The sequence below is a fragment of the Streptomyces sp. CLV115 genome (genome assembly GCF_038448545.1).
Lineage (GTDB): Bacteria > Actinomycetota > Actinomycetes > Streptomycetales > Streptomycetaceae > Streptomyces > Streptomyces sanglieri.
The window spans coordinates 1-22,383 of record NZ_JBCEWQ010000105.1; the positions used below are offsets into that span (position 1 = coordinate 1).

25 protein-coding genes are annotated in these 22,383 nt (G+C 72.0%); 14 read left to right on the forward strand and 11 right to left on the reverse strand.

Annotated features, from left to right (window positions below):
* Nucleotides 1-4: 4 nt before the first annotated feature.
* The 3 genes from AADR41_RS28760 to AADR41_RS28770 form a co-directional block, all read right to left on the reverse strand.
* Nucleotides 5-865 carry a 5-oxoprolinase subunit C family protein gene (locus tag AADR41_RS28760; protein WP_342284319.1) on the reverse strand — a complete coding sequence of 287 codons (861 nt, stop codon included), beginning with the start codon at nucleotides 863-865 and terminating at the stop codon, nucleotides 5-7.
* A complete protein-coding gene (locus AADR41_RS28765; protein ID WP_342284339.1) occupies nucleotides 862-1,500 on the reverse strand; it encodes a 5-oxoprolinase subunit B family protein in 639 nt (212 codons plus the stop codon). Before AADR41_RS28765 ends, AADR41_RS28760 begins: the two co-directional genes overlap by 4 nt.
* A 164-nt stretch (nucleotides 1,501-1,664) precedes the next feature.
* Complete coding sequence (locus tag AADR41_RS28770; protein ID WP_342284340.1) at nucleotides 1,665-2,414, reverse strand: LamB/YcsF family protein; 750 nt, start codon at nucleotides 2,412-2,414, stop codon at nucleotides 1,665-1,667.
* 220 nt (nucleotides 2,415-2,634) lie between these two features.
* On the opposite strand from AADR41_RS28770, the gene AADR41_RS28775 reads away from it, so the two are divergent.
* Both AADR41_RS28775 and AADR41_RS28780 read left to right on the forward strand, forming a co-directional pair.
* Complete coding sequence (locus AADR41_RS28775; RefSeq protein WP_342284320.1) at nucleotides 2,635-3,306, forward strand: HD domain-containing protein; 672 nt, start codon at nucleotides 2,635-2,637, stop codon at nucleotides 3,304-3,306.
* 173 nt (nucleotides 3,307-3,479) lie between these two features.
* A complete protein-coding gene (locus AADR41_RS28780; protein ID WP_342284341.1) occupies nucleotides 3,480-4,712 on the forward strand; it encodes a Cmx/CmrA family chloramphenicol efflux MFS transporter in 1,233 nt (410 codons plus the stop codon).
* Nucleotides 4,713-4,821: 109 nt separating this feature from the next.
* Here the strand turns inward: AADR41_RS28780 and AADR41_RS28785 are convergent, their stop codons facing one another.
* Together AADR41_RS28785 and AADR41_RS28790 are read right to left on the reverse strand one after the other, a co-directional pair.
* Nucleotides 4,822-5,094, reverse strand: coding sequence for a DUF4031 domain-containing protein (locus AADR41_RS28785; protein WP_342284321.1), 273 nt, complete (start codon nucleotides 5,092-5,094; stop codon nucleotides 4,822-4,824).
* Entirely contained in the window at nucleotides 5,091-5,459 is a 369-nt protein-coding gene (locus tag AADR41_RS28790) for a hypothetical protein (protein WP_072487914.1), read from the reverse strand. The genes AADR41_RS28785 and AADR41_RS28790 overlap by 4 nt, the downstream gene beginning before the upstream one ends.
* Before the next feature lie 211 nt (nucleotides 5,460-5,670).
* On the opposite strand from AADR41_RS28790, the gene AADR41_RS28795 reads away from it, so the two are divergent.
* The 3 genes from AADR41_RS28795 to AADR41_RS28805 all read left to right on the forward strand — a co-directional run bounded on the left by AADR41_RS28795 (nucleotide 5,671) and on the right by AADR41_RS28805 (nucleotide 9,208).
* Nucleotides 5,671-6,588, forward strand: a complete 918-nt coding sequence (locus AADR41_RS28795) for a MurR/RpiR family transcriptional regulator (protein ID WP_124717189.1) — start codon at nucleotides 5,671-5,673, stop codon at nucleotides 6,586-6,588.
* Nucleotides 6,589-6,659: 71 nt separating this feature from the next.
* Nucleotides 6,660-7,625, forward strand: a complete 966-nt coding sequence (murQ, locus tag AADR41_RS28800; protein WP_342284322.1) for an N-acetylmuramic acid 6-phosphate etherase — start codon at nucleotides 6,660-6,662, stop codon at nucleotides 7,623-7,625.
* 47 nt (nucleotides 7,626-7,672) lie between these two features.
* A complete protein-coding gene (locus AADR41_RS28805; protein ID WP_342284323.1) occupies nucleotides 7,673-9,208 on the forward strand; it encodes a PTS transporter subunit EIIC in 1,536 nt (511 codons plus the stop codon).
* A 65-nt stretch (nucleotides 9,209-9,273) separates the two neighbouring features.
* On the opposite strand, the gene AADR41_RS28810 is transcribed toward AADR41_RS28805, so the two are convergent.
* The 3 genes from AADR41_RS28810 to AADR41_RS28820 all read right to left on the reverse strand — a co-directional run bounded on the left by AADR41_RS28810 (nucleotide 9,274) and on the right by AADR41_RS28820 (nucleotide 10,572).
* A complete protein-coding gene (locus tag AADR41_RS28810; RefSeq protein ID WP_342284324.1) occupies nucleotides 9,274-9,879 on the reverse strand; it encodes a Uma2 family endonuclease in 606 nt (201 codons plus the stop codon).
* Nucleotides 9,880-10,100: 221 nt separating this feature from the next.
* Nucleotides 10,101-10,334 (reverse strand): hypothetical protein, encoded by a 234-nt coding sequence (locus AADR41_RS28815; protein ID WP_266913742.1) that lies wholly within the window; start codon nucleotides 10,332-10,334, stop codon nucleotides 10,101-10,103.
* Nucleotides 10,324-10,572, reverse strand: a complete 249-nt coding sequence (locus AADR41_RS28820) for a hypothetical protein (protein WP_342284325.1) — start codon at nucleotides 10,570-10,572, stop codon at nucleotides 10,324-10,326. The genes AADR41_RS28815 and AADR41_RS28820 overlap by 11 nt, the downstream gene beginning before the upstream one ends.
* Nucleotides 10,573-10,686: 114 nt before the next feature.
* Here AADR41_RS28820 and AADR41_RS28825 point away from each other — a divergent pair, with 114 nt between their 5' ends.
* Nucleotides 10,687-11,529: a helix-turn-helix domain-containing protein gene (locus AADR41_RS28825; RefSeq protein ID WP_342284326.1), complete on the forward strand. Its 843-nt coding sequence runs from the start codon at nucleotides 10,687-10,689 to the stop codon at nucleotides 11,527-11,529.
* Nucleotides 11,510-11,719, forward strand: a complete 210-nt coding sequence (locus AADR41_RS28830) for a DUF397 domain-containing protein (RefSeq protein ID WP_342284327.1) — start codon at nucleotides 11,510-11,512, stop codon at nucleotides 11,717-11,719. Before AADR41_RS28825 ends, AADR41_RS28830 begins: the two co-directional genes overlap by 20 nt.
* A gap of 21 nt (nucleotides 11,720-11,740) precedes the next feature.
* Here AADR41_RS28830 and AADR41_RS28835 read toward each other — a convergent pair whose 3' ends face one another.
* A complete protein-coding gene (locus AADR41_RS28835) occupies nucleotides 11,741-12,289 on the reverse strand; it encodes an SMI1/KNR4 family protein (protein WP_342284328.1) in 549 nt (182 codons plus the stop codon).
* Between the two features lie 198 nt (nucleotides 12,290-12,487).
* Here AADR41_RS28835 and AADR41_RS28840 point away from each other — a divergent pair, with 198 nt between their 5' ends.
* Complete coding sequence (locus AADR41_RS28840; protein ID WP_342284329.1) at nucleotides 12,488-14,101, forward strand: adenosine deaminase family protein; 1,614 nt, start codon at nucleotides 12,488-12,490, stop codon at nucleotides 14,099-14,101.
* A 188-nt stretch (nucleotides 14,102-14,289) separates the two neighbouring features.
* Here the strand turns inward: AADR41_RS28840 and AADR41_RS28845 are convergent, their stop codons facing one another.
* Nucleotides 14,290-14,952, reverse strand: a complete 663-nt coding sequence (locus AADR41_RS28845) for a TetR/AcrR family transcriptional regulator (protein WP_342284330.1) — start codon at nucleotides 14,950-14,952, stop codon at nucleotides 14,290-14,292.
* A gap of 112 nt (nucleotides 14,953-15,064) precedes the next feature.
* Between AADR41_RS28845 and AADR41_RS28850 the strand changes: the two genes are divergently transcribed.
* From AADR41_RS28850 to AADR41_RS28860, 3 genes are all read left to right on the forward strand, one after another.
* Nucleotides 15,065-16,255, forward strand: a complete 1,191-nt coding sequence (locus AADR41_RS28850) for a cytochrome P450 (protein ID WP_342284331.1) — start codon at nucleotides 15,065-15,067, stop codon at nucleotides 16,253-16,255.
* A gap of 5 nt (nucleotides 16,256-16,260) precedes the next feature.
* Nucleotides 16,261-16,479, forward strand: a complete 219-nt coding sequence (locus tag AADR41_RS28855) for a ferredoxin (RefSeq protein ID WP_342284332.1) — start codon at nucleotides 16,261-16,263, stop codon at nucleotides 16,477-16,479.
* Between the two features lie 219 nt (nucleotides 16,480-16,698).
* Complete coding sequence (locus AADR41_RS28860) at nucleotides 16,699-17,268, forward strand: GNAT family N-acetyltransferase (RefSeq protein ID WP_342284333.1); 570 nt, start codon at nucleotides 16,699-16,701, stop codon at nucleotides 17,266-17,268.
* Between the two features lie 207 nt (nucleotides 17,269-17,475).
* On the opposite strand, the gene AADR41_RS28865 is transcribed toward AADR41_RS28860, so the two are convergent.
* Nucleotides 17,476-17,940, reverse strand: a complete 465-nt coding sequence (locus AADR41_RS28865) for an RICIN domain-containing protein (RefSeq protein ID WP_342284334.1) — start codon at nucleotides 17,938-17,940, stop codon at nucleotides 17,476-17,478.
* A 571-nt stretch (nucleotides 17,941-18,511) separates the two neighbouring features.
* Between AADR41_RS28865 and AADR41_RS28870 the strand changes: the two genes are divergently transcribed.
* The 3 genes from AADR41_RS28870 (at nucleotide 18,512) to AADR41_RS28880 (ending at nucleotide 22,331) form a co-directional block, all read left to right on the forward strand.
* Nucleotides 18,512-19,357 (forward strand): hypothetical protein, encoded by an 846-nt coding sequence (locus AADR41_RS28870; protein WP_342284342.1) that lies wholly within the window; start codon nucleotides 18,512-18,514, stop codon nucleotides 19,355-19,357.
* Nucleotides 19,358-19,513: 156 nt separating this feature from the next.
* Complete coding sequence (locus AADR41_RS28875; protein WP_342284335.1) at nucleotides 19,514-20,755, forward strand: esterase/lipase family protein; 1,242 nt, start codon at nucleotides 19,514-19,516, stop codon at nucleotides 20,753-20,755.
* 217 nt (nucleotides 20,756-20,972) lie between these two features.
* Nucleotides 20,973-22,331, forward strand: coding sequence for an alpha/beta hydrolase family protein (locus AADR41_RS28880; RefSeq protein WP_342284336.1), 1,359 nt, complete (start codon nucleotides 20,973-20,975; stop codon nucleotides 22,329-22,331).
* Nucleotides 22,332-22,383: the final 52 nt, after the last annotated feature.

A 22,383-nucleotide genomic window follows, 5' to 3' on the forward strand; every position in this document is an offset into this window, starting at 1 on the left:
CTACTCAGCCCGCCCGCACGAACCGCACCCGGGTTCCCGGCACCGCCTGTGCCGCCCCCGCGAGTGCGGTTTCGTGCACCACGCCGACGACCGGGTAGCCCCCGGTCGTCGGATGGTCGTTGAGGAAGACCACCGGCCGCCCGTCCGGCGGCACCTGGACCGCGCCGAGCACCATCCCCTCGCTGGGCAGCTCGCCCGCACGGACCCGGTCCAGGGCCGGGCCCAGGGTGCGCAGCCCGATCCGGTTGCTGTGCGCCGAGACCCGGTACTCGGCCGTGGTGAGCGTGCGCAGCGCCTCGTCGGTGAACCAGGTGTGGCGGGGGCCGAGGTGCAGCGGGAGTACGAGTTCGGCGGGCACGCCCGGCCAGGGCACGGCGTCGGCGCCCGGGAGCCCTGCCGGGGCCTGTCCCAGGGGCAGTACGTCCCCGTCGCGCAGGGGGGCCGGGCCCAGCCCGGAGAGCAGGTCGGCCGATCTGCTGCCCAGCACCGGTTCCGGCACCAGGCCACCGCCGAACGCCAGATAGCCGCGCAGTCCCCGGACCGCGGGCCCCGCGTCGAGCACCGCGCCGGCCGGAACCCGTACCGGAGCCCCCCAGGCCACCGGCCGCCCGTCGACGGTGACCCGGCAGGGCGCCCCGCCGACGACGGCGACAACGGGCCGGTCCGGGCGGACCGCGCAGCCGGTGACGGTCGTCTCCAGCACCGCCGCGTCCGCCCCGTTCCCGGCCAGCCGGTTGGCCAGCCGCCGGGCGGGGGCGTCCAGGGCACCGGCCCGCGGCACCCCGACGTGCGCCCAGCCGATGCGGCCGGTGTCCTGAACGGTGGTCAGCGCACCGGCCCGGACCACCTCGACGGCGCCGTTCACGACCGCACCTCCGCCGCGACGAAGCGCACCCGCGCCCCGGGGCTCAGCAACGCGGCCGGTTCGCGGGCCGGATTCCACAGCCCGCCGGGCTCGGGCATCCGTCCGATGAGCTGCCAGCCGCCGGGCGACGGGCGCGGGTACACCCCGGTGTACGCCCCCGCGAGCGCCAGCGCACCGGCCGGGACACGGGTGCGCGGGGTCGCGCGGCGCGGCAGGTGCAGTCGCTCGGGGAGCCCGGTGAGGTAGCCGAAGCCGGGGGCGAATCCGCAGAAGGCCACCCGGAATTCGGTCCCGGCGTGGATACGGGGCACTTCGGCGACGGTGACGCCCCAGGCCGCCGCCACGTCCGCGAGGTCCGGGCCGTCGTAGACCACCGGGATCTCGACGGTTTCCCCGCTGTCGCGTCGCAGCGCCGGTATCCGCCAGGAGGCGAGCCCACGGGCGAGCCGCGCGCGGCCGTCCGGGGTGCGGTCCGCGATGCCGTCGAGGAGGACGGTCCGGGCACCGGGGACGATCTCGCGCACGGCGGGCAGCTCACCGAGCGCCCGGCGCCGCAGCAGCTCGGCGTGGAACGCCTCGGCGTGCTCACCGCAGGACAGCTCGACGAGCAGCGCGCCGGGCCCGGCGGGCAGCACCTCGACGCCCGCACCCGCATGCCCCCACGAGCCCGCACCCGCGTCCGCGCCTGTATCCGCGTCCGAACCCGCGCCCGCGTCCGAACCCATGCCCGCGCCCGCGTCTGCACCCATGTCTGTGCCCACGCCCGTCCCCATCCCTGTCCCCGTCCCCGCGCCCGGAGTCATGCGAACGCCCGCACGGTCACGCCCGCCGCCTCCAGCGCCGCCCTGACCCTGCGCGCCAGTGCCGCCGCGCCCGGGGTGTCGCCGTGGACGCAGAGCGAGCGCGCCGCGACCGGTATCCGGCTGCCGTCCGCGCCGAGGACGCCGCCGTCCACCGCCATCCCGACACTGCGGCGTACGACCTCGTCCGCGTCGTGCACCACCGCGCCGGGCTCGCCGCGCGGGACCAGCGTGCCCTCGGGCGTGTACGCGCGGTCGGCGAAGGCCTCCGTCACGGCGGTGAGGCCCGCGGCCCCGGCGTGGGCGAGCAGGCGCGACCCCGGGAGTCCGAGGACCGTGAGCCCCCCGCCGGCCAGCCGGACGCCCTCGATCACGGCGGCGGCCTGTTCGTCGTCCCAGACGGCGCGGTTGTAGAGGGCGCCGTGCGGTTTGACGTACGAGACCGCGGAACCGGCCGCCTCGGCGAACACCCGCAGGGCACCGATCTGGTAGGCGACCTCGGCGGTCAGCTCGGCGGGCGGCACATCCATCGAGCGGCGTCCGAAGCCGGCCAGATCGCGGTAGGCGACCTGGGCGCCGATCCGTACGCCCCGGGCGGCCGCGGTGTCGCAGACCCGCCGCATCACTGAGGCGTCGCCCGCGTGGAAGCCGCAGGCCACATTGGCACTGGTGACGCAGTCGAGCAGCGCGTCGTCATCGGTGAGGGTCCAGTGCCCGAACCCTTCACCGAGATCCGCGTTGAGATCCATCGGGGCCGTCCGGCCCGCCGGGTCCGCCGGTTCCATCACATCCATCGCGTCCATCACGGGCGCACGCTAGCGGACACCGCTCCGGTCTCCTGCCCCTGCTCCGGTCTCCTGCCTCTGCCTCTGCCTCTGCCCCTGCCCCGCTCCTGCCTCTGCTCCCGCTCCCGTTCCCCGAAGCAGCCGGATGCCTGAAACCCGGGGCCCGACGCCTTAACCTCGGGGCATGGACGACACGGCCCGGCCCCCTCGCAGCAGCACCGACGACGGTCTGCGCGACCGCTGGCGCGCCTGTCTCGTCGCCGCCAGGGGAGGCGCCGAGGATCCGGACCCGCTGCCGTACGCCGCCAATCTGCTGGCCCGCTGGGCGGAACCGCAGCGCAAGTACCACACCACCGCGCACCTGGTCGCGGTGCTCGATCACATCGACACGCTCGCCGAGTACGCGGCCGACCCGGACGCGGTGCGCCTCGCCGCCTGGTTCCACGACGCGGTGTACCGGCCCGACCGGTCCGAGAACGAGGAGCGCAGCGCGGCGCTGGCCGAGCGTGCCCTGCCGGAGGCCGGTGTGCCGGAGGCCGTGACGGCCGAGGTGGCCCGTCTCGTACGGCTCACCGTCACCCACGACCCGGCGGCCGGCGACACCGACGGCGAGGTGCTCTGCGATGCGGACCTGGCCGTCCTCGCGGCGCCCCCGAGGCAGTACGCGGCCTATGCGGCTCAGGTCCGCGAGGAGTACGGCTTCGTGCCCGACGACGCGTTCCGCGAGGGGCGGGCGACCGTGCTGCGCCAGCTGCTCGGGCTGCCCCGGCTGTTCCGTACGCCGTACGGGGCGGAGCACTGGGAGCCGCGCGCGCGGCAGAACCTGCTGACCGAGCTGGAGCTGCTCAGCCACTAGACCCGGCCACGGCCCCCGGCAGCAGGAAGCGCAGCGGCAGGGGCGCGCGGCAGCAGGAAACGCGCAGCGGCAGGGAACCCGCGGCAGCGGGGAATGCGCGGCAGCGGGGAATGCGCGGGCCCCGATCGCTGTTGGCAGCTGTCATGCCCGACTCTGCCTCTCGCCGCTCCCGCATGCCCCTGGCCGTGTACATCCTTGGTCTCTCGGTCTTCGCCCTGGGAACCAGCGAGTTCATGCTCTCCGGGCTGCTGCCGCCCATCGCCGACGACATGAACGTGTCGATACCCCGCGCCGGACTTCTCATATCCGCCTTCGCGATCGGCATGGTGATCGGCGCCCCGCTGCTCGCCGTCGCCACACTCCGGCTGCCCCGCCGCACCACGCTGATCACCCTGATCTCCGTCTTCGGCCTCGGCCAGGTCGCGGGCGCGCTGGCCCCGACGTACGAGGTGCTCTTCGCGTCCCGGGTGGTGAGCGCGTTCGCCTGTGCCGGGTTCTGGGCGGTGGGGGCGGCCGTCGCCATCGCGATGGTTCCGGTGAACTCACGGGCCCGTGCGATGGCCGTGATGATCGGCGGTCTGTCGATCGCCAATGTGCTGGGCGTGCCGCTGGGCGCGTTCCTCGGTGAGAACCTCGGCTGGCGGTCGGCGTTCTGGGCCGTGGGCGCGGCGTCCGCCGTGGCGCTGGTCGGGGTGGTGACGCTGATTCCGCGCATTCCGCTGCCGGAGCGCAAGCCCCGGATCAAGCAGGAGGTGAGCATCTACCGGGACCGGCAGGTGTGGCTGTCGATCGTGTTCACGGCGCTGGCCGCGGGCGGTGTCTTCTGCGCGTTCAGCTATCTCTCCCCGCTGCTGACGGATGTCGCCGGGCTGGACTCGGGCTGGGTGTCGACGGTGCTCGCGCTGTTCGGGGTGGGGGCGCTGGTCGGTACGACGATCGGCGGCCGGGTCGCGGACGCGCATCTCTTCGGAGTGCTGATGAGCGGAATGGCGGCCTCTACGGTCTTCCTGGCCGCGCTGGCCCTGTTCGCATCGAGCCAGATCGCGGCTGTCGGGCTGGCGTTCCTGCTGGGCCTGTCGGCGTTCTACACGGCCCCGGCGCTCAACGCCCGGATGTTCAACGTCGCGGGCGCCGCCCCGACGCTGGCCGGTGCGACGACCACCGCCGCGTTCAACCTGGGCAACGCGAGCGGCCCCTGGCTGGGCGGCAAGGTGATCGACGCGGACTTCGGTTTCGCGGCGACCGCGTGGGCCGGGGCGGCGATGACGGTACTGGCGCTGGTGGCCGTGGTGTTCTCGCTGCGGCTCCAGCGCGGCCGGGCCGGCTCGTCGCGGCTGGTGGCGGGCGCCCCGGCCGTGACGTCGAAGGACCCGGCGGAGGTGTGCGCCCCCTCGACGGGCGCCTGAACGTCCGCAGCGCGGCGCGGGCCGAGCACACCTGAACGTCCCCGCGCGGCGCGGGCCGAACGCACCTCGGCTTCTCAGCGCGGCGCGGGCCCGACGAGCCTGAACGCCCTCAGCCCGGTGCGGGCCGCCCCTTGGGGCGTCGCAGCCCCGCTTCCGTGATCCGGCGGACGAGCTCCTTCGAGCCGATCTGCCGGGCCCCGGCCCGCACCGCGTCCTCGTACCGCGTCTGAGGTACGTCGTAGTGGTCCCGCTCGAAGGCGCGCGGCGGGCAGCCGATGGACGCCGCGAAGGCGTGCAGTTCCTCGAAGGAGACATCGCTGACCAGGTGCGACCAGAGCCGCCCGTGTCCCGGCCACTCGGGCGGGTCGATGTAGAGCGTCACCGCCGCAGTATCCCGCTCAGCGAACCGACCGGCGCCACGGCCACCGCGGCCTTGGTGCACACCCAGTGCGGGTCCGGCCCCAGTTCGGGTTCCACGTCGAGGGCGTGCGGGTCGCCCGCGTCGCAGACCGGGCAGAGCGGCCACCGCCCGTACCGTTCGAGCAGCGCGTCCTGCACGTCCTGGGCGACCAGGCCCACCACGAACGCGGCACCGTCGGGCCACTGCTCGACCCACCAGCGGCGGTGCGTCACCGCGTCCTCGACCAGCGAGACGATCCCGGCCTCCGCGACGTCACCTGCGGCGAGATCTGCCATGACCAGCGCACGGGCCGTGTGCAGCGCCTGTTCCAAGGGATTCATCTCCATGGGCCCATTGTCACCCGGCCCGCGAATGCGCCTCGCGCGCTCACGATCACCGTTTCCGCACTGTCGGAGGTTTCCGTTTCCGCACTGCCGGAGGTTTCCGCTGCCGCGCTGCCGGAGGATTCCGCGCTCCCGGAAGCGGTGGCCGCGGACCGGTGAAGAAGGGGACCAAAGGGGGGTTGACGGCCAACCCGGTTGAAAATATCTTTCAAAGGTGACCCATGACCTGAAGGAAAGTTTCAACGCTGACTCCCCGCCCGCCCCGGCGGCCCTCGCGGCCAAGGTCCGTACGCTCGCGCCGTCCATGACCCGTTCCATGCAGCGCGTCGCCGAGGCCGTCGCCGGTGACCCGGCCGGCTGCGCAGCACTCACGGTCACCGGTCTCGCCGAGCTCACCGGCACCAGCGAGGCGACCGTGGTCCGCACGGCCCGCCTGCTCGGCTACCCCGGCTATCGCGATCTGCGCCTGGCCCTCGCCGGTCTCGCCGCGCACCAGCAGTCCGGCCGGGCCCCTTCCGTCACGGCCGACATAGCGGTCGACGACCCGATCGCCGACGTGGTCGCCAAGCTGGCCTACGACGAGCAGCAGACCCTCGCCGACACCGCCGCCGGGCTCGACACCGTCCAGCTCGGTGCCGCCGTGGCCGCCGCCGCCACCGCCCGCCGCATCGACATCTACGGCGTGGGCGCCTCCTCCCTCGTCGGCCAGGACCTCGCGCAGAAGCTGGCCCGGATCGGCCTGATCTCGCACTCCCACACGGACCCGCACCTCGCGGTGACCAACGCCGTGCAGCTCCGCTCCGGCGATGTGGCCATCGCGATCACGCACTCCGGCTCCACGGTCGACGTGATCGAGCCACTGCGGGTCGCCTTCGACCGCGGCGCGACGACGATCGCGATCACCGGCCGCCCCGACGGCCCGGTCACGCAGTACGCCGACCACGTACTGACCACGTCCACCGCCCGGGAGAGCGAGCTGCGGCCCGCCGCCATGTCGAGCCGTACGAGCCAGCTCCTCGTCGTCGACTGCCTGTTCATAGGCGTCGCGCAGCGTACGTACGAGACGGCCGCACCGGCCCTCGCCGCCTCCTACGAAGCGCTGGCCCACCGTCACACCCCGCGTCCCCGCTGACCGGCCCGCCGATCCGCGAACCCCCCGCACCCGCTGAACCGCACGAGACCGAGAAAGCAGAGCCGCCCTCCATGACCTCCACCACCGACGCCGACGCCACCGCCCCCGACGGCTACGGCGAGCTGCGCGCCCAGCTCGCGACGCTCACCACCGAGGCGTTCCGCCCCGAGCTCGCCGACATCGACCAGCTCGACACGATCGAGATCGCCCGCATCATGAACGGCGAGGACCAGACCGTCCCGGCCGCCGTGGGCGCCCGGCTGCCCGAGATAGCCGCCGCCATCGACGGCACGGCGGAGCGCATGGCCCGCGGCGGCCGGCTGATCTACGCGGGCGCGGGCACCGCCGGCCGGCTCGGCGTGCTCGACGCCAGCGAGTGCCCGCCCACCTTCAACACCGACCCCTCCGAGGTCGTCGGCCTGATCGCGGGCGGCCCGACCGCCATGGTCAAGGCCGTCGAGGGCGCCGAGGACAGCAAGGAGCTGGCCGCCGCCGACCTCGACGCCCTGGACCTGACGGCCGACGACACCGTGGTCGGCATCTCCGCCTCCGGCCGCACGCCGTACGCGATCGGGGCCGTCGAGCACGCCCGGAGCAAGGGCGCGCTGACCATCGGCCTGTCCTGCAACGCGGACTCCGCGCTGGGCGCCGCGGCGGAGCACGGCATCGAGGTCGTCGTCGGCCCGGAGCTGCTCACCGGTTCCACCCGGCTCAAGGCGGGCACGGCCCAGAAGCTCGTCCTCAACATGCTCTCGACGATCACGATGATCCGGCTCGGCAAGACGTACGGGAATCTGATGGTCGACGTCCGCGCTTCCAACGAGAAGCTGCGCGCCCGCTCCCGCCGGATCGTCTCGCTCGCCACCGGCGCCTCCGACGAGGAGATCGAGTCCGCACTCGCCGCGACCGACGGCGAGGTGAAGAACGCCATCCTGACCATCCTCGGCCAGGTCGACGGCCCCACCGCCGCCTCCCTGCTGACCGCGTCCGACGGCCATCTCCGGGCCGCCCTCGCCGCCGCCCCCCGCACCACCTGACCCACCGGCTCCACTCCGCACCCCCGCACAGCAAGGCACCACGCACCATGGCAACAGAAGACAAGAACCGCGCCACCGCCGCCGCGATCCTTCCGCTCGTCGGTGGCGCCGCGAACGTCAGCTCCATCGCCCACTGCATGACCCGGCTCCGGCTGGGCCTGCACGACCGCTCGCTCGTCGACGACGAGGCCCTGAAGGCGGTCCCCGCCGTCATGGGTGTGGTCGAGGACGACACGTACCAGATCGTCCTCGGCCCGGGCACCGTCGCCCGGGTCACACCGGAGTTCGAGCAGCTGGTGGAGGAGGGCAGGGCGACGGCCCCAGAGGCGACGGCCCCAGATCCGGGCGAGACCGCGCCCTCCGTCTCGGCGGAGGAACTGGCCGCCCAGGGCGCCGCGATGAAGGCGGCCCGGAAGGCGAAGAACGCCACCCCGTTCAAGCTGTTCCTGCGCCGGATCGCGAACATCTTCGTCCCGCTGATCCCGGCACTCATCGGCTGCGGCATCATCGCCGGCCTCAACGGCCTGCTGGTGAACCTGGGCTGGCTGACCTCGGTCACCCCCGCCCTGGCCGCGATGGCGTCCGGCTTCATGGCGCTGATCGCCGTCTTCGTCGGCTACAACACGGCGAAGGAGTTCGGCGGCACGCCGATCCTGGGCGGTGCGGTCGCCGCGATCATCGTCTTCCCGGGCGTCGCGAACATCGAGGCGTTCGGCCAGAAGCTCTCCCCCGGACAGGGCGGCGTGCTCGGCGCGCTCGGTGCGGCGGTGCTGGCGGTGTACGTGGAGAAGTGGTGCCGCCGCTGGGTGCCCGAGGCACTGGACGTGCTGGTCACCCCGACCCTCACGGTCCTGATCTCCGGCCTGGTGACGATCTTCGGCCTGATGTACGTGGCCGGCGAGGTCTCCACCGCCATCGGTACGTTCGCCGACTGGCTGCTCTCCAACGGCGGCGCGGGCGCGGGCTTCGTGCTCGGCGGTCTCTTCCTGCCCCTGGTGATGCTGGGCCTGCACCAGGCGCTCATCCCGATCCACACCACTCTGATCGAGCAGCAGGGCTACACCGTCCTGCTCCCGATCCTCGCGATGGCGGGCGCCGGCCAGGTCGGCGCGGCCGCGGCGGTCTACTTCCGTCTCCCGCGCAACGAGTCGATCCGCCGCACCATCAAGTCCGCCCTCCCGGCCGGTCTGCTGGGCGTCGGCGAACCGCTGATCTACGGCGTCAGTCTCCCGCTCGGCCGCCCGTTCATCACGGCATGCGTGGGCGGCGCGTTCGGCGGCGGCTTCATCGGCCTGTTCAACCAGCTCGGTGACAAGGTCGGCTCCACGGCCATCGGCCCGTCCGGCTGGGCTCTGTTCCCCCTGCTCGACGGCAACCACGGCCTCGGCACCACGATCGCGATCTACGCGGGCGGCCTGCTGGTCGGCTACTTCGCCGGGTTCCTCGCGACGTACTTCTTCGGCTTCAGCAAGGACCTGCTGACGGAGTTCAACGTCTCCCAGGAACCCGCCGAGTCCACGGTCGCGGCAACGGGCGGCCCGACGACGCCCGACACCCCCTCGAAGGAACCGGCCGGAGTCTGACCCGGCCCGCGGACATGAGTGAGGGCGGCACCCGGCGACCGGGTGCCGCCCTCACCCGTGTCCGCTCAGACCGGGAACTCATCCGTGAGGAGCGTCGTACCGAACGGCTCGGGCAGGCTGAGCGGCTTCCCGAACGGCACCGGGTCGGAGTGCTTGTACGTCCCGTCCTCATTGGGCTCCGTGAACAGCGTGGCCATCGCCCCGCGCGTGTCGAACCGGTCGATCAGCAGATACATCGGCACGCCCGCGCGGGCATAGGCGCGGTACTTCTTCGTCCGGTCGTCCCGGGCATTGCCCTTCGAGGTGACCTCGACGATGAGCAGCGCGTCCGCCGCGTCCATCGGGTCGTTGACTTCCGGATCGGCGGCGTCGATGAGATCCGAGGGCATGACCACCAGATCCGGCACGTAGAGCCTGTCGAGCGGGGCCACGTGAACACCGAGGGTCTGGTAGATCTCCAGCTCGTCGGGCAGATTCCGGTAAAGCCTGCGCTGCACTTTGGCGGCGATGCCGTTGTGATGCGCATGAGGCGGAGGTACCAAGACGATCTGCCCTTCGTCGATCTCGGCGCGCCACCCCTCGGGCACGTCCAGTTCACGCCACGTCTGCAGCAGGTAATCCCACGGGCGGCCCTCAGAGGTCCGGTCGTTCTCGACCATCGCGGCAGTCATCGCGAGTCCCTTCTCCTGTGGCCTGTCAGAGGAGCGTAGATCGACGGTTACGCGGCAGTCCGCCGCTCCCACCAGCGTCCCACGATCGTGTGAGAAAGGCAGCGACCCACCGCCGACGACCGGCCTCGTCGCCCCGATCGAAGGGCGGCACCCGGCCCGGGTGTCGCCCTTCCCTGTATCCATATATCCATCGCCGGATCACACCCGGCGCAGCGACGCCTTCACGGCAGCCTCCCCTCCCTGTTGACCTCCCGGACCCGGGCCCGCAACACCTCCCCCAGCGGTGCCGGGCGCACCGACTCCGGCGGGCAGTCCCACTCCGCCCCACCACCCGGCGCCCGCAGCTGTACGTACGGCCCGACCCGCCCCATCACACGACCCACCCGCCCGTCCCTCGTGTCCACCGCGAACGAACCCGGCTCCGGCCCGCACGATTCACGCCCTTCACCGTTCATGGCCGGCCAGCCCCTGTGCCTCCAGCACCACGCTCAGCCGCAGCGCCGTGTCGAGATTGCACCGGCCGAGGTCGACCAGCGGCGGCACCGGGTCGCTCCCGGCACACGACACCGGGTCGATCCGCAGCGACGGCATCGTGATCCCGACACCCGAGAACCCCTCCTTCAACCGCGTCACCGCGTCCTCCGCCGCCCGCACTCTGCCCTCCACCGTCACGCGCCGTTCCTTGATCGTCATGATCCATTCCTTTCCACGCTGAGTAATGACAATGCATACCCAGCGTGTCCAACGCGTCGCTAACCTGGAAGAGGCGCAGAACCAACAACCGCACATGTGTCACAGGGAGTTGTCATGCCGGGGCCCAAGAAACTCGACCCGTCCTCCTCGCCACGCGCCCTGCTCGGCGCGGAACTCCGCCATCGAAGGGAGGGCGCGGGCCTCTCGCAGGACGAGCTGGGCCAGCCGCTCTTCGTGAGCGGATCGTTCATCGGACAACTGGAGTCCGGTACACGCCGGATGCAGTTGGACCAGGCCCAGAAGCTGGACGAGGTCCTGAAGGCGGACGGGTTCTTCGTCCGCAACTGCGCCGCCCTGAAGAAATCGAAGTACCCGGATCACTTCGCGGAGGCGGCCGACGCGGAGGCTCTCGCGGAGACCATCAGGGAATACGCGCCCCAGCTGATCCCAGGGCTGTTGCAGACAGAGATGTACGCCCGCGCAGTGATCCGTGCCTACCAACCGACGGCTCCGGAGGACGTCATCGACGACCTGGTCGTGGCACGGCTGGAGCGGGCGCGGGTTCTCGCCGACCCAACAACACCCATGTTCTGGGCGGTTCTCGACGAGACGGTGCTACGCCGAGTGGTCGGCGGCCCGGCGGTGATGGCAGAGGCGCTCCGCCACATCCTGAAGCTGGCTCGCGAACACCGGATCATCGTGCAGGTGCTGCCGTTCAACGCGGGTGCCCACATGGCCATGGAAGGCCAGCTCAAGCTGATGTCCTTCCGGGACGCGCCGCCACTCGCGTACCTCCAGAGCCTCGGTTCAGGGACGTTGCACGACGATCCGGCGACCGTCAGACACTACGAACTGACCTACGATCTGGTGGTGGCCAGCGCATTGTCACCCCAGGCTTCCCTGGCCCTGATCGAGTCGGTGGCGGAGGATTACGCTCATGAAGATCAGCAGTTCTGACTACGACCTTTCCGCCGCGACTTGGCACAAGTCCTCCTACAGCGGGGGCAGCGGCGGCGACTGCCTCGAAGTCGCCGACGGTCACTCCGGCATCGTCCCCGTCCGTGACTCCAAGGTGTCCGACGGCCCGACGCTCGTGTTCCGGGCCGCCGCCTGGACGTCGTTCGTCGCGGACCTCAAGAACGCGTAGGGCGTCCAACAACCGGTTTCGCTACCAGGGTTTGCCATCGGCCCAGTGCTTCACCCAGGCGGCGAAACCGGATCCGTCACCGGAGGATCCGTCCCTGGAGGATCCGTCCCCGGAGAAGGAGTAGGCCCCCTCGCCACTGATCCACCAGACGTGCCCGCGCTGCGGGCCGGTGACGATCAGGTGCCAGTACATGCCGCACCCATCGGTGCCGAGCACGATCGAGCCGTGGTCGAAGACGGAACTGGGAACACCTTCGTCCGGGTCCAGATCCTCGTCCGTGTCCCAGATCCACTTCTCCGTGAGGGGGAACGGCAGGGCGAGCTGTCGTTCGGCGCGGCCGGCGCCCCAGTCGCGGGGCAGTTCGGCAAGCGGTATGAGGCCGAAGTCCGGCGGCCCCTGCTCGCAGCCGTCCGATATCTCCGCCACGCATGTGCGGTACGGCTCCGGCAGCACGATGCCGTGCTGGGCCTCGAAGGCGCTCACCGCTTCCTGGCCGAGTGGGGCGGCCCCGGTCCCGAACGTGCTGCGGAGCAGGGCCAGCTCCGCCGGATCGGCCTGATCGATGTTCATGGCAGAACAGATATCACCCGGCGCCGACAACGCACGGGCGGGCGATCCCGCCGAGCGTCGGGCCGGACGTTTCCTCCGGCATCCGCTTCCCGCGAGGCCGGTACTTGCCTCCTGCCCTTCCACCCGATCGTGTAGACGTTTCAGGCCATATATGCGATTTGGGTGAGGAGCGGCCCCGCCGGACGCAATCATTCGGCGGTGATCTCAACATTCCGGACGGCCAACCGTCCCAAGTCACTGCGCGCGGCCGGGTTCGGTGCGCTCGCCGTACTGACCCTGCTTCCGGCGATCCCGGCCGCCGCCGCCTCCACCGCGACGGAGCCGTCGCCGCGGCCCGCAGCGCAGGCGCTGCACCGCCCCACGACCCCGGCCGAGGCCAGGACCTCCGCGCGCCTCGCCTCGTTGCAGGGCCGGCCGGAGCGGCTGAAGGCGTTCTTCAAGGCCCTGCCCAAGGGGGGTGACCTGCACAACCACCTGTCGGGTGCGGTCACCACCGAGTACCTGATCCAGCTCGCGATCGAGGGCGGGCTGTGCATCGACGCGACGGACACCGCCGTGGCGCCGCCGTGCGGGCCGGGCACCAGGCCGGCGGCCGACGCGAAGCACGACGCCGCGTTCCGGCAGCGGATCATCCGGGCCTGGTCCATGCAGGACTTCCCGGCCGACCAGTCCGGGCACGACCACTTCTTCGACACGTTCGGCAAGTTCGGCATGGCCACCTGGTACACCCGCGGCAAGATGCTCGCGAACGTGGCCAACACCGTGGTCGAGCAGAACCAGTTCTACCTGGAGACCCTGGTCACCCCCGCGTCCGACGCCAGCAAGGCGCTCGCCGAGAAGGTGGGCTACGACGCAGACCTGGCGGCCCTGCACCGCAAGCTCGTGGCCGGTGGCGGGCTCGACCGGGTGGTGGACGAGGCGATCAAGGAGGCCGACGACACCGACGTACAGTTCCGCGAGGCCGCGCACTGCGACACGCGCCGCCCCGACCCGGGCTGCAAGCTCCCCGTCAGGTGGATCTCCCAGGTGTCCCGGGGCAGCTCCCCGGCACGGGTGTTCACGCAGATGGCGGTCGGCATGCGGCTGGCCGAGCGCGACCCGAGGTTCCTCGCGGTCAACCTCGTGCAGCCGGAGGACGGCGAGAGCGCGCTGGCCGACTACAGCCTCCAGATGCGGATGCTGAAGTACCTGCGCGGCCAGTACCCGGACTCCCACCTGACCCTGCACGCCGGTGAGCTGGCCCCCGGCCTGGTCAAGCCCGAGGACCTGACCTTCCACATCCGCGAGGCCGTCCTCGTCGCCGGCGCCGAGCGCATCGGCCACGGCGTGGACCTGGTCCACGAGAACAACTGGCGGCAGCTGGCCCGCACGATGGCGCGGCGCAACGTGGCCGTCGAGGTGCCGTTCTCCAGCAACAAGCAGATCCTCGGCATCGCGGGCGACGACCACCCGTTCAACGCCTACCGCCGCTACGGCGTCCCGATCGTGCTGGCCACCGACGACCCGGGCGTCTCCCGGATCGACATCAGCCACGAGTACCAGTACGCGGCCAAGACGTACGGGCTCGGCTACACCGAGCTGAAGGACCTGGCCCGCGCCTCGCTGGAGTACGCCTTCCGCGAGGGCCGCAGCCTGTGGGCGACCGGCTCCGCCCGGTCCGGCTACCGACCGGTCTCGGCCTGCTGGGGCAACCGGCCGGGCACCGACCACCCGAGCACGCGCTGCGCCCGTTACCTCGCCGACAACCCGAAGGCGGCAACCGAATGGCGCCAGGAGGCGGCCTTCGCCGTCTTCGAGCGCAACAACCGCTGACCCGAACACCCCGTTCCGCGTGCGGGCTTGAGCCCCAGGCCGCGTAGGGGCTTGAGCCCTCGGGCCGGGTAGGAGCCTGAGGCCCGTACCACGTACGGATCCCGACCCCCGCACCACGTACGGAACTTGAGCCCCGGACCGCGTACGGGGCTCAAGTCCCGGGCCCGGCCGCACTCTTCGTACGGCCGCTACTCGCCACCCTCGCCCGACTCCGGCCCCGATTCCGCCTCCGGCCCCGACTCCGACTCGGGCCCCGACTCGGACCCCGGCCCCGGCTCCGTCCACAGACGGTCGAGCGTCCCGAGCACCAGTCGGCAGACGTCGTCCGGATCGGCCCCGGCCAGGGGCTCCCGGGCGACGACCGTCCGCATCAGGCCGATTCCCAGCAGCCAGGCCATGGCGAGATCCGCGCGCAGCTCACCGTCCGGGGCCCCGGACAGCCCGGCCAGCGCGCTCTGGTAGGCCTCGCCCAGTTCCCGCAAGGTTCCGGCCGCCTCGTCGCCCCGTCCGACCGACCGCAGATAGACCTCCAGGGAGCGGTCCTCCGGGCCCTCCGTGCTCCGGGTCAGCATCGAGCGCAACGCGGTCTCGAACAGTTCCTCCGGCGGCGTCGCCCGCAGCTGCTCCAGCCCGCCGAGCGCGACGACCTCCGTGAGCAGCCCCCTTTTCGAGCCGAAGTACCTGAACAACAGCGCCTGGTTGACCCCGGCACGCGCCGCTATCTCCCGTACCGTCGCTCCCTCGTAACCCCGCTCAGCAAACAGGTCCCGGGCCGCCTCCAGCAAGCGGCGACGGGTGGCCGCGGCGTCCCTGCGGCGCTCTTCGGGCGGCGGGGCGGAAGCGGTCTCCATGGCGGCATTCCTCTCGAACGGCCCGTCAGGATAACGGCTGTAAAGCGTCGTTGACTGCTCGCAAGAGCCGCTCCTACCGTTGTAAGCAGCTGCTTACATCCGGGAGGCCGCAGTGACCACAGCAGATGTCGCACCCCTCGCCTATCCCTTCAACACCCCCGACGGGCTCCAGCTGGCCGAGGCCTACGAGCACGTGCGTGAACGGCCGGGGCTCTTAAGGGTCCAGCTGCCGTACGGCGAACCGGCCTGGCTCGTCACCCGTTACGCCGACGCCCGGCTCGTCCTGGGCGACCAGCGCTTCAGCCGGGCCGCCGCCGCCTCGCACGACGAGCCCCGGCAGTCCGAGGGACAGCGCGACGGGGGCATCCTCGGCATGGACCCGCCGGACCACACCCGGCTGCGCTCGCTGGTCGCCAAGGCGTTCACCGTCCGCCAGGTCGAGAAGCTGCGCCCCCAGGTCCGGGAGCTGACCGCCGCCCTCCTCGACGAGATGGAGGCCGCGGGGCCGCCCGCCGATCTGGTCGACCTGTTCGCACTGCCGCTGCCGGTCGCCGTGATCTGCCGGATGCTGGGCGTACCCACCGAGGACCGGCCGCGCTTCCGGGTGTGGAGCGACGACGCGCTGTCGACCAGCTCCCTGACCGCCGAGGAGTTCGACGCGAGCCGCGAGGAACTGCGCGCCTACATGGCCGGGTTGATCGACCAGCACCGCCGCGCACCGCAGGACGACCTGATGACGGCACTCATCGAGGCCCGGGACGGCGGCGACCGGCTCTCCGAGCTCGAACTGATCGATCTGTGCGTGGGCATCCTGGTCGCGGGCCACGAGACCACCGCCTCGCAGATCCCCAACTTCGTCCTCACCCTGCTCGACCACCCGGACCAGCTCGCCAGGCTCCGGGCCGAGCCGGAGCTCGTCCCGAACGCGGTGGAGGAGCTGCTGCGCTTCGTGCCCCTGGGCAGCGGCGCCGGTCAACCCCGGTACGCCACCGAGGACATCGAGGTCGGCGGGACGCTGGTCCGGGCCGGCAGCCCGGTGCTGGTCGCCGTCGGCGCCGCCAACCGTGACGCGCTGCGGTTCTCCGCCCCGGGCGTCCTCGACATCGCCCGCGAGGGCAACCAGCACCTCGGATTCGGCCACGGCGTCCACCACTGCCTGGGTGCCCCGCTGGCCCGGCTGGAGCTCCAGGAGGCGATGGCCGCCCTCATCACCCGCTTCCCGGACCTGCGGTCGGCCGGTGACGTGACCTGGAAGTCCGAGATGCTGGTACGCGGCCCGCGCGTGATGCCGGTGGAGTGGTGACCGCCATGACCTGGAACGTACGCGTCGACCACGGGCTCTGCCAGGGCTCGGGCATGTGCGCCGGGACCGTCCCCGAGGTGTTCGCCCTGGACGGCGAGCACGCCCGTGCCCGGTCCGAGGGCGTCGAACCCGACGAGCGGGTCCTGGACGCCGCCGACATCTGCCCGGCCCTGGCGATCACCGTCCACGACGGCAACACCGTCATCGGTCCCCGCCGCGACTGACCGGACCGGCCGGGCCCGGAGCTCAGGCCCCGGGCCCGGCCGCGGGATGTGCGGCCGGCCAGGAGCGTGGGTCAGTGGCCAACACCGGGAACGCCGCGCCTCGTGGTGAAGTGCGGCTGCCGGGCGCTGCTCCTGAAAAGGCGTGGTTGCCGGGCAGCCGCGATGCGAAAATCAGTCCGCAACTTGATCCGCATCCGCATCCGCGTCCCGGAGGTCCGCATGGACGTCGCCTCTCTGCTGCCGTTGACCACGGCCCGGTTGTCGCTGCGTCTGTTCACTCCCGGCGACGCCGACGACCTGTACGCCTACCAGCGCCTGCCGAGCGTGGCGCGCTACTTGTACCGGCCGGCGCACACGCGTGAGCGCAGCGAGCAGGTTGCCGCCGAGCGCGCGGCGCAGACGGCCTGGCGCGCCGACGGGGACAAGCTGGCGCTCGCTGTCTGCCGGCGCGATGAACCCGGCGTCCTTGGCGAGGTGAGCCTCGCCCTGGCCGATGCCCGCGCCGCCCAGGCCGAGATCGGCTGGACCGTCGACCCGGGCCACCAGGGGCACGGCTACGCGACCGAGGCGGCCGCGGCGCTGGCCGGGTTTGCCTTCGGCACGCTGGGCGTGCACCGGCTCTACGCACGGCTGGACGTGGAGAACACCGGGTCCGTGCGGGTCTGTGAGCGCCTCGGGATGCGCCGGGAGGCGCACCTGGTCGAGAACGACCTCGACGGGGACCGCTGGGGCAGCGAGTACATCTACGCGGCGCTGTCCGCGGATCTCGGCAGTCGATCGGGCGACTGAGCCCGACGCCGCCTCCTGTTCCTGTTCCTGCTCCTCCACATGGAGCCGACACCCCCGGACCGTCGGATCGCCGGAGATCCGGCCACCGAGCCTCGACGGTTCGGTGGTCGACGACCCACGCTCCCAGGGCCTCTCGTTTGGATCAGGCCGGACTCGCGTGCTCCGGTGCCTGATCCGGCCGATCCGGCCTGATCCAAACGAACGCCCCTAGCCGAGCCGCTGCAGGATCCACTGGGGGCGGGCCTCGGGGAGCAGGGCCGCACGGCCGTCCTGCGTGGACAGGTAGCCGTACTCGCCCCGGTTCAGGGCGATGACGACGGGCTCGCCGTCACCCGTGTCCTGGATCGCCCACTGGTCGGGCTGGTTGCCGCACTGGTCCACCCACACCGCGGGCGGGTAGATCCGGACCGGCGAGAGCGCCAGGCAGCGGCCCGCGCCCCGGGCCTCGACGATCCGGGCCAGGCCGTTGCCCTGGTTGTGGATCTCCCACACGGTGCCGGGGTTGCACGGCTCGACGTGACCCCCGAGCGGGCCGTCGCCGCCCGCGAGACACGCGCCGCCGTTCACGTCACGGATGAGGTAGGAGCCGTCGTCGGCGGCCTGGGCGGGGGTGGCGAGCGCCAGGGCCGCGACGGCGGACACGGCGAGGGAAAGAATCGAACGGATGCGCACGGGACTCCTCCGAGAGGTGCGGGAGACAGGAGAGAGGAACGGGAAGGCGGGCCGACGGCCCGCAGCGTCCAGATCACAACCACTCGCGTCCGATCGCACGGCCCCTGGCCCCGCGGCCCGTTTCTCCACCTCAACAGCAGGGGGCGCGCACGCATCACGGACAGCGCACTCCCGTCATTCGCACGCCCCCGGCGGGGTGCGACTCTCTCCCCCGAGCGCCCTGGGGCGCCCCCGGATCGCCCCCGGCCCTCCCCGGAGCTCAAGCCGCGAAGTCCGAGCGCTCTTTTCAAGGATGGGGAGGTGGGACACCTTCCACCCACCCCACCCGAGCAGCGAGTTGACCTTTCGTGACCGACTTGCCACCGACCGTGGTGACGCTCTAGCGTGCCGAATGCGGAGCGATGCTCCGCGACGCAGTACGGCCCCTGCCGGTGCTACCAACACCAGAACAGGGGCCTGACCACTTCGACCGCTTCAAAGGAGCGATCTGATGGCTGCCAGTCAGCTTAGTGCTACCCCGTGCGCGCCGCATGTATCGCTGCCCGCACCCCCGCCCGCACCTCCGCACCCGATGGCCAATCCGGGGTACGGCAAGCGCTCCGCACCGGGTGAACATCCCTCGGCCGACCGCGGGTTCGGGCACCTGCCGCCACGCGAGGCGTCCATCGCCGCGTACATCGACCGGCTGCCCGAGGGCGCCGACATCTCCGTGAAGACGCTGGCCAAACACCTCCCGTACGGGCAGTGCGCACTGCGCACCGCCCTCAACAGGCTTCAGGACGCCGGGCATCTGCGGCGCGGCAGCGAGTGCGTCGCCAACGACGAGGTGCTGCTCTGGGTGACCCGGACGTTCTTCTCCAGGACCGCGCGGGACGACGAGTGGTGGGCGGCGTTCACCCGGGGCGACGTACCGCCCGAGCGGCCCCGACGCGCCACCCGGTCCCGGGCGTTCATGCTCCTCGCCGCACTCGGACGCACCGCTCCCTCACTCACCCTGTCGGCGGCCGACTGCACTTCACTGGAACCGCAGGTCGACGCCTGGTTCGAGCGCGGCGCCTCGGAACCGCAACTCCTGCACGCGCTCACCGACGGGCTGCCCACCCCCGTCCACCACGCGGCGGCCCTCGTCCGCAGGCGACTCACCGACAAGATGCCACCCGAACGAGTCACTCCGGCAGCCCGGCCGACGACACCACGGCCGGTTCTGCGCACCCTCGAATGCAGCGAGTGCCGCACACCGGGCAGCGCGGAGGCCCTGATCGGTGGCAGGTGCAGGCCGTGCCGGGGCGAAGAGACCGCCGCGCCGGCCGGACCCAGCGGAGTCGTACCGGCGGACGGCGTGCACAGCCGGATGAACGTCGTACGGGCCGGACTGGCCCGACGGACCGTGCGGACGAACCGCCCGGTGAAGTCGTAGAACCGGACCGCACGGCCAAGTAGCTGTACCAGGGCGCCCGGTGTCCGAAACCGGCTCCCACCTGGGGGTGGTTTGATCCGCATTCCCCACCGGTCGACTACTCCGCGTGTTCCTCTTGGCACCGGCTGTTACGAACCACCCAAAGGGGAACGAACCATGTCCGAACCCACCCACGAGCAGATCGTCTCCGGGCTCCGCGACCGGCCCGCCATCGCGCTGGCCCCCGGCCCGCGCCTGGACGCCGAGCGGCCCGGCTCCCTCCCGTTGCAGCCCAGCGAGGTGTGGGATCTGCCGGGCGGTACCGCCTGGGTCTACTACGGCGAGGGGAACACCGGTCTCGTGCGGCCGGTCATCTTCGCCGACGGCTTCGGCACCGGGCCGAGCGAGCTGGAATTCTCCTGGCAGATCATGGAGTTCGGCGACTACGCGCTCATCAGTGGGCTGCGCCGGCGCGGCCACGACGTCGTCCTTCTCGGTTTCGACGAGCGCAGTGCGTCGATTCTGGACAACTCCCGTACGGCACAGGCCGCGATCATGCGGGCCATCGAGGAGCAGCAGGGTGACACACCGCTGGCGGTCGGCGGGTTCAGCATGGGCGGGCTCGTCACCCGGCACGCGCTGGCCAAGCTGGAACAGAAGGGCGTGGACCACCGGACGGCGCTGTACTTCTCCTACGACAGCCCGCACCGGGGAGCCTGGATCCCGATCGCGCTCCAGGCGTTCGCGCACTACATCAAGGATCTCGACAGCCGGTTCTCGGACCAGATCAACAGCCCGGCCGCCCGCCAACTGCTGTGGCGCCACATCGAGAAGTGGGACAGCACCCCCGACCAGAGCGACGAGCGCGGCGCGTTCCTGGCGGAGATGCAGGCGGTCGGCGAATGGCCGCGCCAACCCCGGTTGATCGGTGTCGCCAACGGCAGGGGCGACGGCGCGGGCACCGACGTACGGGCGGGCGAACTGGCGCTGGAGGGCAAGGGTCTGTCGGTCGTGGGCACCAAGCTCTACACCCAGGCGCCGGGTCCGGACGAGCTGGTCGCGAAGCTGCGGGTGGTGACGCTGAAGACCAACGAGGTCCGTACGAAAGGGCTTCCGTCGATCGACGGCGCCCCCGGCGGCTCGCTGGAGGGCTTCGGCATCCTCGCCGACGGGCTCAACGCCCTCAACGCGATCCTCGGCTTCAAGACCGATGTGCGCATCCGGTCGCACTGCTTCGTGCCGTCCGTCAGCGCGGTCGACGTCGCCGACCCGGACACGGACGAGAACCTGTACAAGGACATCGCCTCGATCCCGGAAGGCACCGGCGGACTTGACGAGTTCAAGTTCGCCTCCCGGAACGAGGGACACACGCTGGTGACCGAGGAACTCTGCACCTGGCTGCTCGACCGCCTGCCGTAGCACGGGCATCGCCCCGCCCCTCGCCCTTGCCCCTCGCCCTTGCCCCTCGGCCCCTTGCCTCCCTGCCTCCTTGCCTCCTTGCCTCCTTGCCCCTGCTCCCCGTCTCATACCGGGGAGCCAGGGGCTCATGACGGAATGGGGACTGCGGTATCACGCGCCCACGGCGCTCCGGCGGGCATCGTGGGGGCGTCCACCGCAGACCCACAGGGAGCCCCACGTGACAGCCGTCCCGCACAATCCCGGTCGTGACCGCAGCCGTGGCCACAGCCGTCGTCAGGTGCTCGTCACCGGGCTGGCGGCTTCGGCGTTGCTGGCCACCAGCGCCCTGCCGTCACCCGCCACAGCAGCCACCGGCCCGGCCCGCCGCACCCACCGCCCGAAGGCCGTACCGCCGAATGTTGTACCGCCGAATGCCGGACTCCCGAAGGCCGTACTGCCGCGCCCCACCGGCCCGTTCGCCGTCGGCACCGTCGCGCTGCACCTCGTCGACCGCTCGCGGACCGAGCCCTGGGTGCCGGGCACCTCCGCCCGCCGGGAGCTGATGGTCAGCCTCTGGTACCCGGCCCGGCCGGGCGCGGCGGCGCGTGCCGTGCCGCAGATGACGGCGGCGGCCGCGGCCCACTTCGGCAGCGCGGAGGGGGCCGCCGCCATGAATCTGAGGATGGCGGCGGGCAGCGTCGACTGGGGTGCGACGCCCACCCACGCGTACCGGGACGCCCCCGTCGACCGCCGGGCCGGGCAACTGCCCGTGGTGTTGTACTCCCCCGGGCTCGGCGACCCCCGCACCTGGAACACCGCACTGGTGGAGGACCTGGCGAGCCGGGGGTACGCCGTCGTCACGGTCGACCACACCCATGAGGCGACCGAGGTCGAGTTCCCCGACGGCCGGCTGGCCACCATGCGGATCTTCGACGGGGCGCCGCCGACCGACCCGGAGGCGATCAGCGCCCTGCTGGAGAAGGTCGTGGCGGTCCGGGTCGCCGACACCCGGTTCGTGCTCGACGAGCTGGCCCGGCTGAACCGGACCCGGTTCGGCGGCGGGCTCGATCTGCGCCGGGTCGGCGTCTTCGGCCAGTCCGCGGGCGGGTTCACCGCCGCGCAGACGATGCACGACGACCGGCGTTTCCTGGCAGGCATCAACATGGACGGCGAGATGGACTACGTCGGCGGACGGGAGCCGGACGGCACCCACCTGAGCAGCGTGGCCCTGAACGGGCTCGACCGGCCGTTGCTGCTGATGGGAACCGGCAGCGAGGGCTCGGGCGACTACCGGCAGCAGCCGTCCTGGGCGGCGTTCTGGGCGAACACCCGCGGCTGGAAGGCCGATGTGACGCTGACCGGGTCGCGGCACGCCTCGTACACGGACGCCCAGGTGCTGCTGCCCCGGCTGGCCCGGCAGGGCGCGGTGCCGGAGGGCGGGCTGGCCGGGGCGGTCGGGACGGTGCCGCCGGGCCGTGCGCTGGCCGCGAACCGGGCGTACGTGGCGTCGTTCTTCGACCGGTGGCTGCGCGGGCGCGACGACCAGCTGCTCGACGGGCCCTCGGACCGCTTCCCGGAGATGGTGTTCGCCCGGTAGCGCCAGGGGCGCAGGACGCACGTGGGCCCCGGGACCGAAATGGTCCCGGGGC